Here is a 15,785-nt window from a genome sequence, read left to right as displayed (position 1 = left end):
GAATATGTAGAGAGAGTGATAGTCGATGACGTTATTTACTTTGCTGCTGGTGCTGGCTTGGGAGCGGTTGTTCAAACTGGGTGAACACTGGCAGCTGGATCATCGGTTTGAGTTCATTTTCCGTCGCGGGCGGCAGACTTCCTTAGTCAAAACGCTGGCGATTACGATTGTCTGGATGGCGATTATCTGGGCCATTTTGCGTGCCCTGCACGGGTTATTCTTTGGCGTGCCTTCCCTCGTTATCTGGGTGATTTTATGTCTGCTGTGTATCGGCGCAGGCATCAAACGCAAACATTACCGCGCCTATTTGAAATCTGCCCGTCAGGGAGATGCGGACGCCTGTAAAGAGATGGCGGAGGAGCTGGCGCTGATCCACGGTTTGCCGAGTGATTGCACGGAAGAAGCCCGTTTGCGAGAACTGCAAAACGCACTCTTGTGGATAAACTACCGTTATTATCTCGGACCGTTGTTCTGGTTTGTGGTCTGCGGGCCTTTCGGGCCTGTTGCATTAGGCGGATATGCCGTTCTCCGGGGTTATCAGACCTGGCTGGCGCGGCACATGACGCCGCTTAAACGTTCGCAGTCGGGCGTCGACAGCCTGTTGCATGTTCTTGACTGGATCCCTGTTCGTCTTGCCGGTGCGGCGTATGCGCTGCTCGGGCATGGTGAGAAAGCGTTACCGGCATGGTTTGCCTCGCTCGGCGATATTCATTCCTCGCAGTATCAGGTGCTGACACGGCTGGCGCAGTTCTCACTGGCGCGTGATCCGCATACCGATCCTGTACAAACTCCCCGTGCTGCGGTAAGTCTGGCACGTAAAGTGACGATGATTATTCTGGTGGTCGTTGCACTGCTGACGATTTACGGCACGCTGATTTAACGAAAATTCTATTCTACAGGTCGAATTAAAAAGCCCGGTACATTTTCATGTCCGGGCTTTTGGCTTTTTATCCGCGCTGCTTTTGTAAGGTCAGCGGGCGGTTATCGGCGGCGGGTTCGCCGAAATCTGGCATCCCGTTTTCATCCCAGCGGAAGGTTTTGATGCGCGTATGCCGGTTCGGGTCATACAGCGGATCGCCTTCAATTTCCGTGTAGTTTCGTGCGTGATACACCAGCACATCTTCGCCCTGTTCGTTGCGGGTAAAGCTGTTGTGGCCGGGGCCGAACTGTTTGTTCTGCGCCTGAGTGCTGAATACCGGATGCTGAGATTTATGCCAGTTAGCCGTGTCCATCAGATTGCTGTTGAGATCTGCCCAAAGCAGGCCAATGCAGTAATTTTCATCTGTGGCGCTGGCGGAATAAGTAATGAAAATTTTATCGCCATGCGTAACTACGGCGGGACCTTCGTTGACCCAGAAACCGATAATTTCCCAGTCCAGCTCCGGTTTGCTGAGCATGACGGGAGGTGATTTCAGTGTCCACGGATTTTCCATTTCAGCCAGATATAAGTTGGAATTTCCGCGAATTTCCGGGTCTTTCTGTGCCCACAGATAATAGCTTTTTCCCAGATGCTCAACGTGCGTGGCATCAAGTGAGAAGCTGTCGATCGGGGTCTGAATGCGGCCTTTCTCCTGCCATTTTCCTGTGAGAGGATCTGCCTCCTCACACACCAGCGCATACATCCTGTGCTGGAACAATCCGTCCACAATCTCCTGTGATGGCGCAGCGGCGAAATAAATAACCCATTTACCGTCGATGAAATGCAGTTCCGGCGCCCATATAAGCGCGCTCATCGGGCCGGTTTCAGGCTTATGCCAGACAACTGTGGCTGGCGCATCGGCAAGTCCGGTCAGTGTTGACGAGCGGCGGATCTCCAGCCGGTCATATTCCGGAACCGAGGCAATAAAGTAATACTGGCCATCGCGGTGCTGCCAGATATGAGGATCCGCGCGTTGTTCAATCAGCGGATTCGGGTAATTACTCATGTTTCAGCTCCTTGCTGTGAAGGGGGACAGAGGCAAGTTCTTGCGCCTGCTTTTCATCATGATATTCATTGAGTTCGCGATAGTTGCGACGGCGAATTTCCAGGTCAGCCTGAATTGTCCGCATTGTTTCGCGATCCACTTTCAGCAGGCGTACAACCCCTGCCGTAATGAGATAACCGACGCCGGGAATGACGGTAAACAGCAGAACAATCCCGTTGATTGCGTGATCACTTTGCTGCGTGGCTCCGGCATTGTAGCCATAAGCGGAGAGGAGGAAGCCGACCATCGCACCGGCGACTGCCAGTCCGCATTTGAGGAAGAACAGATTACCGGAGAAGCTTATGCCGGTGACGCGTTTACCAGTTTTCCATTCGCCGTAATCATCCACATCGGCCATCAGTGACCAGTGTAGCGGGGAAGGGAGCTGATGCATGATGTTCAGGATGAAGTACGCCACCAGAATCAGTGTTGTTGCATGCGGGTCAAGGAAATAGAAGCCGCAGGAGAAAATGGTCAGGATGATGTTGGCCCAGAAGAAGACTTTCAGTTTGCAGTATTTGTCCGTCAGCGGTTTCGCCAGCGCGCTGCCAATCATCATGCCGACTACGCCGAGACTGATAAACATACTGGCGAATGAAGTCGATTTTTCCATCACCCAGGTGACGTAATACATGGTGGCCGCCATGCGGATAAAGCCCGGACACACGTTACAGAAAGTCAGCAGCAGAATGCGAACCCACTGGTCGTTTTTCCACACGTCTTTCAGGTCAGATTTTAAGGCGTGTTTGGACGGTACGGCAGGCTGGATGCGTTCTTTCACAGAACTGAAGCAGAACAGGAACATAAACAGCGCGATGATCGCCATCACGCCCATCGACATCTGGTAGCCCTTAGCTTTGTCCGCGCCCCCGAAGAAATCGGCCATGGGCAAAAGGGTTGAAGACAAAATTAGCGTCGCGATACCGACCATAAAGAAGCGGTAAGACTGGCAGGCGACGCGTTCGTGCGGGTCGGCGGTAATCACGCCGCCCAATGAACAGTACGGAATATTGATGGCGGTATAAGTCAGCGACATCAGGAAATAGGTGATGAAAGCATAGATAACTTTGCTGTTGTAGCTCCATTCCGGTGTGGTAAACATCAGCACACTGAACAGAACGTAGGGCACCGATATCCATAATAAATACGGACGAAACCGGCCCCAGCGGGTGGTGGTGCGGTCAGCAATCGCTCCCATTATCGGGTCAGTGACGGCGTCGATAATACGCACCGACAACAGCAATATGCCGACCAGCGCCGGGGCAAGGCCGAAAACATCGGTATAAAAATAATTGAGAAACAGCATGATGGCGCCGCCAATCATATTACAGCCCGCATCTCCCATTCCGTACGCTACTTTTTCTTTGAACGACAGCGCGCCTTCCTTCATGGATGTTCTCCGGCTATTGGTTAAAAAGGTCAGTTGTTAAAAAACTGTTTGATAGCGTTGAGTATTGGCTGGAGAAGCGAAGAGGAGTCAGGAGGTAAGAGTCGTGAAGATGGACGATTTGGTCATCTGGGAAAAAGTGTGACCTGTATAACAAGACGCCCCGGTAAGTGACTTAGCCGGGGCGTCTGAGGATTTTAAATTATTACGATTGCTTAAGCGTTTACGGATTTCCCGCTTTGCTGATTCTTGATCCAGTAACCCACGCCCAGAACCACCAGCCAGACAGGGATCAGCCATACGGAGATAGCCATGCCAGGGGTGATCGCCATAATGACCAGAATCGCGGCCATGAACAGCAGACAGATGTAGTTACCGGCCGGGTACAGCAGCGCTTTGAACTTAGGTTCCACGCCTTCACGACGCTTCGCCTGACGGAATTTGATGTGCGCCAAGCTGATCATCGCCCAGTTGATGACGAGTGCAGAAACCACCAGCGCCATCAGCAAACCAAAGGCTTCGGCTGGCATCAGATAGTTGATCAGAACGCACAGTGCCGTAGTGACCGCAGAAACGAGGATGGAAGCCACAGGCACACCACGTTTGTCGACTTTCATCAGGGCTTTAGGGGCATTGCCTTGCTGTGCCAGACCAAACAACATGCGGCTGTTACAGTAAACGCAGCTGTTGTAGACCGAAAGTGCGGCTGTCAGGATCACCACGTTCAGGGCATTCGCAACCAGCGCATCACCCAGTTCATGGAAAATAAGGACAAACGGGCTGGTGTCCGGCCCGACGCGGGTCCACGGCATCAGGGAAAGCAGTACTGCCAGTGAGCCCACATAGAAAATCAGGATGCGGTAGATAACCTGATTGGTCGCTTTAGGAATGCTGACTTCAGGATTATCGGCTTCTGCCGCAGTAATCCCCACCAGCTCAAGGCCGCCGAAGGAGAACATGATGATCGCCATCATCATTACCAGCCCGGTCATACCATGCGGCAGGAATCCGCCTTGTTCCCACAGGTTACGTACGGTCGCCTGCGGACCGGCAGTGTCGCTGAACAGCAACCAGCCGCCGAACAGGATCATCGCCACAACCGCAACCACTTTGATGATTGCAAACCAGAATTCCATCTCACCGAAGACTTTAACATTGGTGAGGTTGATGGCGTTGATCAGTACGAAGAAGGCCGCAGCAGAAACCCAGGTAGGGATTTCCGGCCACCAGAATTGGATGTATTTACCGACCGCTGTCAGCTCTGCCATCGCCACCAGCACGTACAGCACCCAGTAGTTCCAGCCGGATGCAAACCCGGCAAATCCGCCCCAGTATTTATAGGCAAAATGGCTGAATGACCCGGCAACCGGCTCTTCAACGACCATCTCGCCTAACTGGCGCATAATTAAAAACGCAATAAAACCAGCGATTGCGTAGCCGAGAATAATCCCAGGGCCCGCAGACTGGATGACGGAGGCGCTGCCCAGAAACAGACCTGTCCCGACAGCCCCACCCAGCGCGATCAACTGAATATGCCGGTTTTTCAGGCCGCGCTTCAGCTCATCGCCTTGTTGTTGATCAACCATTTACCTGTCCTCTGTCATTGGGGCAAAACCCATAACATTCTGCGTGTTAGAAAGAATGTAAGGCGATAATTACACTTTTTGTATTTAATTATTTACGGCTGGATTGTGCCTAAAAAGCAGCATCATCTACCGTTCGGGCAAGAATAGTGGTATGCGCAAAAGTTTGCACGGGGTTTATGCTCCGTCTGCATAACAAATAGCCAAATTGACTGGAAATTTGTTCAGGATCTAAAAAATGTGATCTGACGCAGAGAAAAATCGAGAAATGATAAGAATTTGTTAAATTGTGCGAGGGCGACGCATTTACTGGGTCACCATATGGACACAAGGTGAATACTTTGTTACTTTACGGCCACGTTTTTTAAATTGGTATTACCAATTGACTCCGGCAACTTACAGAGTCGCTACTCGCAGAGAACAACACATATTATGGCTTACAGCAAAATCAGACAGCCTAAGTTATCCGATGTGATCGAGCAGCAACTTGAGTTCCTGATCCTCGAAGGCACCTTGAGACCCGGGGAAAAGCTTCCGCCAGAGCGCGAACTGGCCAAACAGTTTGATGTTTCGCGACCTTCTCTGCGAGAGGCTATCCAAAGCCTGGAAGGGAAGGGACTGCTCCTGCGCCGCCAGGGTGGTGGTACTTTCGTCCAAAGTAATCTGTGGCAAAGCGTGAGTGACCCGCTGGCTGAGTTACTGGCCGACCATCCTGAATCACAATTCGATCTCCTTGAAACACGCCATGCCCTTGAAGGGATTGCTGCGTATTACGCAGCGCTTCGTGGCACAGAAGAAGATTTGCAGCGCATTCGCGATTGTCATGTGGTCATTCAGACCGCACAAGACAGCGGAGACCTGGACGCAGAAGCCGACGCGGTGATGCAGTATCAGGTTGCTGTAACAGAAGCAGCGCATAATGTTGTGCTGTTGCATCTGGTTCGTTGTATGGGGCCGATGCTTGAGAAGAACGTTCGACAGAACTTTGAATTGCTTTACTCACGCCGGGAAATGCTGGCGACGGTAAGCAACCACCGCGCCAGTATTTTCGAGGCGATTGTTGCACGGGAACCAGAAATAGCACGTGCCGCATCTCACCGTCACCTGGCGTTCATTGAAGAAGTTTTGCTGGATCTCAGCAGGGAACACACCCGGCGGGATCGGTCTTTACGACGACTCCAGCAACGAAAAGATGAAAGTTAACCTTCGGGGTTAATTTTGAGAGCCTTCATTTGAGGGCTCACGGCAACTACATGACGGGCCTGTCTTCGTGCGTTTTGTTCCGTATGAAGAGCTTTTTAAGCAAGAGCGCAGGAAGACAGGCTCCAGATAAACCAACGTATAAGATACAGATAAGGAAAAGCACCATGTCAGAACGTGTAAATAATGACGTGGATCCGATCGAAACTCGCGACTGGCTACAAGCGATCGAATCGGTCATCCGTGAAGAAGGTGTTGAACGTGCGCAGTTCCTGATCGATCAGGTTCTGAGTGAAGCGCGCAAGGGCGGCGTTAGCGTCGCTGCTGGTGCAGCCAGCCGTAACTACGTCAATACCATCGCTGTTGAAGACGAACCGCAATACCCGGGTAACCTGGAGCTGGAACGTAATATTCGTACCGCAATCCGCTGGAACGCCATCATGACCGTTCTGCGCGCTTCCAAGAAAGACCTGGAACTGGGCGGCCACATGGCTTCCTTCCAGTCTTCTGCGACCGTGTACGAAGTGTGTTTCAACCACTTCTTCCGCGCACGCAACGAGAACGACGGCGGCGATCTGGTGTACTTCCAGGGCCACATCTCTCCGGGCGTTTACGCGCGTGCTTTCCTTGAAGGCCGCCTGACCGAAGACCAGATGAATAATTTCCGTCAGGAAGTTCACGGAAAAGGTCTGTCTTCTTATCCGCACCCTAAACTGATGCCTGAATTCTGGCAGTTCCCGACCGTATCCATGGGTCTGGGTCCGATCGGTGCAATCTATCAGGCTAAATTCCTGAAGTACCTGGAACACCGCGGTCTGAAAGACACCTCCGCACAGCGCGTTTACGCGTTCCTGGGCGACGGTGAAATGGACGAGCCAGAATCCAAAGGTGCGATCACCATCGCGACCCGTGAGAAACTGGACAATCTGTGCTTCATCATCAACTGTAACCTGCAGCGCCTTGACGGCCCTGTCACCGGTAACGGCAAAATCATCAACGAACTGGACGGCATCTTTACAGGCGCTGGCTGGAACGTGATCAAAGTCATCTGGGGCAACCGCTGGGATGAACTGCTGCGTAAAGACACCAGCGGCAAACTGATCCAACTGATGAACGAAACCGTGGATGGCGACTACCAGACCTTCAAGTCCCGTGACGGCAAATACGTTCGCGAGCACTTCTTCGGCAAATACCCTGAAACCGCTGCGCTGGTCAAAGACATGACCGACGACGAAATCTGGGCGCTGAACCGTGGTGGTCATGATCCGAAGAAAGTCTTCGCTGCACTGAATAAAGCACAGAACACCAAAGGCCAGCCTACCGTAATCCTTGCGCATACCATCAAAGGTTATGGCATGGGTGATGCGGCCGAAGGTAAAAACATTGCTCACCAGGTGAAGAAAATGAACATGGATGGCGTTCGCTATATCCGTGATCGTTTCAGCGTGCCAGTAACAGATGAAAATCTGGAAAAACTGCCGTACATCACTCTGGAAAAAGACTCTGCAGAATACAAATATCTGCATGAGCGTCGTGCTGCGCTGAAAGGCTACCTGCCGACTCGTCTGCCAAAATTCACTCAGAAGCTGGAAATGCCGAAACTGGAAGACTTCTCACAGCTGCTGGAAGAGCAGAAGAAAGAAATCTCTACCACTATCGCTTTCGTCCGTGCCCTGAACGTGATGCTGAAAAACGACTCCATTAAAGACCGTCTGGTTCCGATCATCGCCGACGAAGCGCGTACATTCGGTATGGAAGGTCTGTTCCGTCAGATTGGTATTTACAGCCCGAACGGCCAGCAATACACCCCGCAGGACCGTGAGCAGGTTGCATACTATAAAGAAGACGAGAAAGGTCAGATCCTGCAGGAAGGTATCAACGAACTGGGCGCCGCTTCTTCATGGCTTGCCGCAGCGACTTCTTACAGCACCAACGATCTGCCAATGATCCCGTTCTACATCTACTACTCCATGTTCGGTTTCCAGCGTATCGGCGACCTGTGCTGGGCAGCGGGTGACCAGCAGGCGCGTGGCTTCCTGATCGGCGGTACTTCAGGTCGTACTACCCTGAACGGCGAAGGTCTGCAGCACGAAGATGGTCACAGCCACATTCAGTCTCTGACTATCCCTAACTGTATTTCTTACGACCCGTCTTACGCTTACGAAGTCGCTGTCATCATGCATGACGGTCTGGTTCGTATGTACGGCGACGCGCAGGAAAACGTCTACTACTACATCACCACGCTGAACGAAAACTACCACATGCCAGCTATGCCGGAAGGCGCGGAAGAAGGCATCCGTAAGGGTATCTACAAGTTAGACACTCTGGAAGGCAGCAAAGGTAAAGTACAGCTTCTGGGCTCCGGTTCTATCCTGCGTCACGTTCGTGAAGCGGCTGAAATCTTGTCCAAAGACTACGGTGTAGGTTCTGACGTTTACAGCGTAACTTCCTTCACCGAACTGGCCCGTGACGGTCAGGACTGTGAGCGCTGGAACATGCTGCACCCGACCGAAACGCCACGCGTTCCGTACATCGCTCAGGTGATGACCGACGCGCCAGCGGTTGCGTCTACCGACTACATGAAACTGTTTGCTGAACAGGTTCGTACTTACGTTCCGGCCAGCGATTATCGCGTTCTGGGTACGGATGGCTTCGGTCGTTCAGACAGCCGCGAAAACCTGCGTCACCACTTCGAAGTGGATGCTTCCTACGTTGTGGTTGCTGCGCTGGGTGAATTGGCTAAACGCGGCGAAATCGAAACTTCTGTAGTGGCTGAAGCCATTAAGAAATTCGATATCAATCCAGAAAAAGTTAACCCGCGTCTGGCATAAGAGGTAAAGACAGATGGCTATTGAAATTAACGTACCGGACATCGGTGCAGATGCAGTGGAAGTCACCGAAATCATGGTGAAGGTGGGCGATAAAGTCGAAGTTGAACAATCGCTGATCACCGTTGAAGGCGATAAAGCTTCTATGGAAGTGCCTTCTCCACAAGCAGGCGTGGTCAAAGAAATTAAAGTTGCGGTCGGCGATACCGTCGAAACCGGCAAACTGATCATGATCTTCGAAGCCGCTGACGGTGCTGCTGATGCAGCACCTGCGAAACAGGAAGCGAAAGCAGAAGACAAACCTGCTGCCGCCGCACCTGCTTCCAGCGAAAGCAAAGAAGTGAACGTGCCAGATATCGGTGGCGACGAAGTAGAAGTCACCGAGATCATGGTCAAAGTGGGCGACACCGTGTCAGCTGAACAATCGCTGATCACCGTAGAAGGCGACAAAGCTTCTATGGAAGTCCCTGCTCCGTTCGCGGGCAAAGTCAAAGAAATCAAAATCGCTGCGGGCGACAAAGTCAGCACCGGTTCTCTGATCATGGTCTTCGAAGTTGCAGGCTCCGGTGCAGCAGCACCGGCAGCGGCAGAAGCCAAATCAGACGCGGCACCTGCTGCACCGGCTCAGTCCGGCAGCAAAGAAGTGAACGTGCCTGATATCGGTGGCGACGAAGTTGAAGTCACTGAAATCATGGTAAAAGTCGGCGACAAAATCAGTGCAGAACAATCACTGATCACCGTTGAAGGCGACAAAGCTTCAATGGAAGTCCCGGCTCCGTTCGCGGGTACCGTGAAAGAAATCAAAATCGCTGCGGGCGACAAAGTCAGCACCGGCTCTCTGATCATGGTCTTCGAAGTTGAAGGCGCTGCGCCTGCTGCTCCGGCGGCTAAGAAAGAAGAAGCGGCTGCTCCTGCAAAACAGGAACAGAAAGCGGCGGCTCCGGCAGCAGCTAAAGCTGAAAGCAAAGGCGAATTTGCTGAGAACGACGCTTACGTTCACGCCACGCCGGTTATCCGCCGCCTGGCCCGTGAATTCGGCGTTAATCTGGCGAAAGTGAAAGGGACAGGCCGTAAAGGTCGCATCCTGCGCGAAGACGTTCAGACTTACGTGAAAGACGCGGTCAAACGCGCTGAAGCCGCGCCGGCTGCTGCCACTGGCGGCGGTATTCCGGGCATGCTGCCTTGGCCGAAAGTGGACTTCAGCAAGTTCGGCGAAATCGAAGAAGTGGAACTGGGCCGTATCCAGAAAATCTCCGGTGCAAACCTGAGCCGTAACTGGGTGATGATCCCGCACGTTACACACTTTGACAAAACCGATATCACTGAGCTGGAAGCGTTCCGTAAACAGCAGAACGATGAAGCCGCGAAACGCAAACTGGACGTGAAATTCACGCCAGTGGTCTTCATCATGAAAGCCGTTGCCGCAGCACTTGAGCAGATGCCACGTTTCAACAGTTCACTGTCTGAAGATGGTCAGAAACTGACGCTGAAAAAATACATCAACATCGGTGTGGCGGTAGATACGCCTAACGGCCTGGTTGTTCCTGTCTTCAAAGACGTGAACAAGAAAGGCATCGCTGAGTTGTCCCGTGAACTGATGGCTATCTCCAAGAAAGCCCGTGACGGTAAGCTGACTGCTGGCGAAATGCAGGGCGGTTGCTTCACTATCTCCAGCCTCGGTGGTATCGGGACGACCCACTTCGCGCCAATCGTCAACGCGCCTGAAGTGGCCATCCTCGGTGTCTCCAAGTCTGCGATGGAACCGGTCTGGAACGGTAAAGAGTTCGTACCGCGTCTGATGATGCCAATGTCGCTCTCCTTCGACCACCGTGTGATTGACGGTGCCGATGGTGCGCGTTTCATCACCATCATCAATAACGTGTTGTCTGACATTCGCCGCCTGGTGATGTAAGCGAAAAGCCGGCCAAACGGCCGGCTTTTTTCTGATAATCTCTTCATGCTGTTTGAGATTTTCCGGGGCTAAGCACAAATCGTATGCCGTTTGTTGTTTCAAATTTGTTAACAATTTTGTAAACTGCGGGCGGATAGAACGACCCGGTGGATGATGGGCGTTGCAGCATAAAAATGACGTCTGACCCGCCGGAAATAAATTAAGAGGTCATGATGAGTACTGAAATTAAAACTCAGGTCGTGGTACTTGGGGCGGGCCCTGCAGGCTATTCTGCTGCTTTCCGTTGCGCTGATTTAGGTCTTGAGACCGTTCTGGTTGAACGTTATTCCACCCTGGGTGGCGTGTGCCTGAACGTTGGCTGTATCCCTTCTAAAGCTCTGCTGCACGTTGCTAAAGTTATTTCTGAAGCAAAAGCTCTGGCAGAACACGGTATTGTTTTCGGTGAGCCGAAAACCGATATCGATAAAGTGCGTCTCTGGAAAGAGAAAGTCATCAACCAGCTGACCGGTGGTCTGGCAGGTATGGCGAAAGGCCGTAAAGTCAAAGTCGTTAACGGCTTGGGCAAATTTACTGGTGCAAATACTCTGGTTGTTGAAGGCGAAAATGGTCCAACGACTATCACTTTCGACAATGCCATCATTGCGGCGGGTTCCCGTCCAATCAAACTGCCATTCATTCCTCATGATGACCCGCGCGTATGGGATTCCACCGACGCACTGGAACTGAAAACCGTCCCTGAGCGTCTGCTCGTTATGGGTGGCGGCATCATCGGTCTGGAAATGGGCACCGTTTACCACGCGCTGGGTTCTCAGATTGACGTGGTAGAAATGTTCGATCAGGTTATCCCTGCGGCTGATAAAGATGTGGTGAAAGTCTTCACCAAGAAAATCAGCAAGCAATTCAATCTGATGCTGGAAACCAAAGTGACTGCCGTAGAAGCCAAAGAAGATGGCATTTACGTCACCATGGAAGGCAAAAAAGCGCCAGCCGAACCACAGCGTTATGACGCTGTGCTGGTGGCAATCGGTCGCGTACCTAACGGTAAGCTGCTGGAAGCCGGCGCTGCGGGTATCGAAGTTGACGACCGTGGCTTCATCCACGTCGACAAACAAATGCGTACCAACGTGCCACACATCTTTGCTATCGGCGACATCGTCGGTCAGCCAATGCTGGCACACAAAGGTGTTCACGAAGGTCACGTGGCAGCCGAAGTTATCTCCGGTAAAAAACACTACTTCGATCCGAAAGTCATTCCGTCAATTGCCTACACTGAGCCAGAAGTTGCCTGGGTTGGCCTGACTGAGAAAGAAGCGAAAGAAAAAGGCATCAGCTACGAAACCGCCACCTTCCCGTGGGCAGCTTCAGGCCGTGCTATCGCTTCCGATTGTGCAGACGGTATGACCAAACTGATCTTCGACAAAGAATCTCACCGTGTTATCGGTGGTGCGATTGTCGGGACTAACGGCGGCGAGCTGCTGGGCGAAATTGGTCTGGCAATCGAAATGGGTTGTGATGCAGAAGATATCGCGCTGACCATCCATGCTCACCCGACTCTGCATGAGTCCGTGGGTCTGGCAGCAGAAATCTACGAAGGCAGCATTACCGACCTTCCAAACCCTAAAGCGAAAAAGAAATAATTCAGCTTTAACGGTTTGAGAACGGCACCGAAAGGTGCCGTTTTTTTATGTCTGAAAAACGGCGCCCGATATTTTGGAAAGCATCTCGCAAAGACTATTTCCGGGGGTGTTTTTTGCGCGTTTTTTGGGGCACTATGCAATCGCTTTGTAGCGCTTAATTGTCCCGATTCCCCGGTGCCTGCTAACACTTTGGGAATACGAATTGACCGTTTTTTGAGACGGTTTTTTTGTGCCTTTTTTCTCCCTTTTCGACCATTTATTCCCTTGTGCCAATAAGGTTGTTGTGATGATCTAGAAGGCGAATTGGGATGAACAGCCGATCCGTCTGTGCTCAACGATTCAGCAAAGATTTAATGTTGCTTTTATGTGAACGAATTAACAAGCGGGCAAAATCCTGCTATGCTGCTTCGGCGCTAAAGGGCACTGTGCTCAGGTTCAGGACGTAAAGTTTCCGATCAAGAAACCCTCTTACCCGCAGTGTCCCCGATTCATCAGACAGCTTTAATCTCCCTGTCCCTACAGGCATGACGTGATGCTGATGATGGAAGCCAGGCATAATAAATGACAATGAGAGCGAGGAGAAAGTCGTGCTAGAAGAATACCGTAAGCACGTAGCCGAGCGTGCTGCAGAGGGCATCGTCCCTAAGCCACTTGATGCTTCACAGATGGCAGCGTTGGTTGAGTCCCTGAAAAATCCGCCAAAAGGCGAAGAAGAAACTCTGTTAGACCTGCTGATTAATCGTGTTCCGCCGGGCGTTGACGAAGCCGCCTATGTAAAAGCCGGATTCCTGGCTGCCGTCGCCAAAGGCGAAACTACCTCCCCGTTGGTCACTCCTGAAAAAGCCATTGAACTGTTAGGCACCATGCAAGGTGGCTACAACATTCATCCGCTGATCGACGCACTTGAAAACGAAACGCTGGCGCCAATTGCCGCCAAAGCGTTGTCCCATACGCTGCTGATGTTCGATAACTTCTACGATGTGGAAGAAAAAGCGCATGCAGGCAACGAACACGCTAAGAAGATTTTGCAGTCATGGGCTGATGCCGAATGGTATCTTTCACGCCCGCAGCTGGCTGAAAAAATCACCGTCACCGTCTTCAAGGTGACCGGCGAAACCAACACCGATGATTTGTCACCGGCTCCGGATGCCTGGTCCCGTCCAGATATTCCATTGCACGCGCTGGCAATGCTGAAAAACGAACGCGAAGGTATTCACCCGGATCAACCTGGCAGCGTCGGCCCGATCAAACAGATCGAAGAACTGAACAAAAAAGGCTTCCCGCTGGCCTATGTCGGTGACGTGGTCGGTACCGGTTCTTCCCGTAAATCTGCGACAAACTCTGTGCTGTGGTTCATGGGCGACGATATCCCTCATGTGCCGAACAAACGCGGCGGCGGCGTAGTGCTGGGCGGCAAAATTGCGCCAATCTTCTTTAACACCATGGAAGATGCCGGTGCGTTGCCGATTGAAGTGGACGTTTCTAACCTCAATATGGGCGATGTGATCGACATCTATCCGTACAAAGGTGAAGTCCGTAACCACGAAACCGGTCAGGTGATTGCCACTTTCGAACTGAAAACTGACGTTCTGCTGGACGAAGTTCGCGCCGGGGGCCGTATTCCGCTGATCATCGGACGTGGTTTAACCACCAAAGCCCGTGAATCGCTGAAACTGCCTCAGAGCGAAGTATTCCGCATCGCGAAGCCGGTTGCTAAGAGCAACAGAGGCTTCTCGCTGGCGCAGAAAATGGTGGGGCGCGCCTGTGGCGTTGCCGGTATTCGTCCAAACGAATATTGTGAACCAAAAATGACGTCTGTGGGTTCTCAGGACACCACCGGCCCGATGACCCGTGACGAGCTGAAAGACCTGGCGTGCCTGGGTTTCTCGGCTGATTTAGTGATGCAGTCATTCTGTCATACCGCCGCGTATCCTAAGCCGGTTGACGTGACCACGCACCACACGCTGCCGGACTTCATTATGAACCGCGGCGGTGTTTCCCTGCGTCCAGGTGACGGTATCATCCACTCATGGCTGAACCGAATGCTGCTGCCGGACACTGTCGGTACCGGCGGTGACTCCCATACCCGCTTCCCAATCGGGATTTCGTTCCCTGCGGGCTCCGGTCTGGTGGCGTTTGCCGCAGCGACCGGCGTAATGCCGCTGGATATGCCAGAATCCGTTCTGGTGCGTTTCAAAGGTGAAATGCAGCCGGGTATCACCCTGCGTGATCTGGTTCATGCCATCCCTTACTACGCCATCAAAGAAGGTCATCTGACCGTTGAGAAGAAGGGTAAGAAAAACCTCTTCTCTGGCCGTATTCTGGAAATCGAAGGCTTGCCGGAACTGAAAGTTGAACAGGCATTTGAACTGGCGGATGCGTCCGCAGAACGTTCAGCGGCCGGTTGTACGATCAAACTGGATCAGGCGCCAATCAAAGAATACCTGAGCTCTAACATCGTGCTGCTGAAGTGGATGATCTCTGAAGGTTACGGCGATCGTCGTACCATTGAGCGCCGCATTAAAGGCATGGAAGAGTGGCTGGCGAATCCAAGCCTGCTCGAAGCCGATGCGGATGCGGAATACGCAGCGATCATCGAAATCGATCTGGCGGACATCAAAGAGCCAATTCTTTGTGCGCCGAACGATCCGGATGACGCACGTCTGCTGTCTTCCGTACAAAACAGCAAAATCGATGAAGTATTCATCGGTTCGTGCATGACCAACATCGGTCACTTCCGCGCCGCCGGTAAACTGCTCGACAGCCATAAAGGCGCGTTGCCAACCCGTCTGTGGGTTGCTCCTCCGACCAAGATGGACGCCGCGCAGCTGACAGAAGAAGGCTATTACAGCGTCTTTGGTAAGAGCGGTGCGCGTGTTGAAATCCCGGGCTGTTCACTGTGTATGGGTAACCAGGCGCGAGTAGCCGACGGTTCGACCGTGGTTTCCACTTCAACGCGTAACTTCCCGAACCGTCTGGGCAACGGCGCCAATGTTTATCTCGCCTCCGCTGAACTGGCGGCTATCGCGTCTTTGCTGGGGCGCCTGCCAACGCCGGAAGAATATCTCGGCTATATGGCTGAAGTCGATAAGACGGCGGTGGATACTTACCGTTATCTGAACTTCGACAAACTGAGTGAATATACCGATAAAGCTGATGGTGTGATTTTCCAGACCGCAGTCTGACTAGTAAACATTCACTACACTAATTTAAGGGAGGCTTATGCCTCCCTTTTTTTATGAATCCATTTTGTTATATTAAATGGGTTATTATA

9 protein-coding genes are annotated in these 15,785 nt (G+C 52.2%); 6 read left to right on the top strand and 3 right to left on the bottom strand.

Annotation, left to right across the window (positions count from 1 at the left end):
• Window positions 1-25: 25 nt before the first annotated feature.
• A complete protein-coding gene (ampE, locus tag M2403_RS12675) occupies window positions 26-880 on the top strand; it encodes a beta-lactamase regulator AmpE (protein ID WP_152325111.1) in 855 nt (284 codons plus the stop codon).
• A gap of 67 nt (window positions 881-947) precedes the next feature.
• Here ampE and M2403_RS12670 read toward each other — a convergent pair whose 3' ends face one another.
• From M2403_RS12670 to aroP, 3 genes are all read right to left on the bottom strand, one after another.
• Entirely contained in the window at window positions 948-1,925 is a 978-nt protein-coding gene (locus tag M2403_RS12670; protein ID WP_152325110.1) for a family 43 glycosylhydrolase, read from the bottom strand.
• Window positions 1,918-3,354, bottom strand: a complete 1,437-nt coding sequence (locus tag M2403_RS12665) for an MFS transporter (RefSeq protein ID WP_259229413.1) — start codon at window positions 3,352-3,354, stop codon at window positions 1,918-1,920. Before M2403_RS12665 ends, M2403_RS12670 begins: the two co-directional genes overlap by 8 nt.
• 212 nt (window positions 3,355-3,566) lie before the next feature.
• Window positions 3,567-4,937, bottom strand: a complete 1,371-nt coding sequence (gene aroP / locus M2403_RS12660) for an aromatic amino acid transporter AroP (protein WP_165059021.1) — start codon at window positions 4,935-4,937, stop codon at window positions 3,567-3,569.
• 429 nt (window positions 4,938-5,366) lie between these two features.
• Between aroP and pdhR the strand changes: the two genes are divergently transcribed.
• The 5 genes from pdhR to acnB all read left to right on the top strand — a co-directional run bounded on the left by pdhR (window position 5,367) and on the right by acnB (window position 15,696).
• Complete coding sequence (pdhR, locus tag M2403_RS12655) at window positions 5,367-6,137, top strand: pyruvate dehydrogenase complex transcriptional repressor PdhR (protein ID WP_013576986.1); 771 nt, start codon at window positions 5,367-5,369, stop codon at window positions 6,135-6,137.
• 164 nt (window positions 6,138-6,301) lie between these two features.
• Window positions 6,302-8,965 (top strand): pyruvate dehydrogenase (acetyl-transferring), homodimeric type, encoded by a 2,664-nt coding sequence (aceE, locus tag M2403_RS12650; protein WP_152325107.1) that lies wholly within the window; start codon window positions 6,302-6,304, stop codon window positions 8,963-8,965.
• Between the two features lie 13 nt (window positions 8,966-8,978).
• On the top strand, window positions 8,979-10,874 hold the full coding sequence (gene aceF, locus M2403_RS12645) for a pyruvate dehydrogenase complex dihydrolipoyllysine-residue acetyltransferase (RefSeq protein WP_259229411.1): 1,896 nt from the start codon (window positions 8,979-8,981) through the stop codon (window positions 10,872-10,874).
• Window positions 10,875-11,086: 212 nt separating this feature from the next.
• Window positions 11,087-12,511: a dihydrolipoyl dehydrogenase gene (gene lpdA, locus M2403_RS12640; protein ID WP_165059027.1), complete on the top strand. Its 1,425-nt coding sequence runs from the start codon at window positions 11,087-11,089 to the stop codon at window positions 12,509-12,511.
• A 587-nt stretch (window positions 12,512-13,098) separates the two neighbouring features.
• Window positions 13,099-15,696 carry a bifunctional aconitate hydratase 2/2-methylisocitrate dehydratase gene (gene acnB, locus M2403_RS12635; protein WP_152325104.1) on the top strand — a complete coding sequence of 866 codons (2,598 nt, stop codon included), beginning with the start codon at window positions 13,099-13,101 and terminating at the stop codon, window positions 15,694-15,696.
• Window positions 15,697-15,785 lie beyond the last annotated feature (89 nt).

It is taken from the genome of Rahnella sp. BIGb0603 (assembly GCF_024808755.1).
Lineage (GTDB): Bacteria > Pseudomonadota > Gammaproteobacteria > Enterobacterales > Enterobacteriaceae > Rahnella > Rahnella contaminans.
Note: the sequence above shows the minus strand (reverse complement) of the source record. Positions and strands in the feature narration are given on the sequence as shown.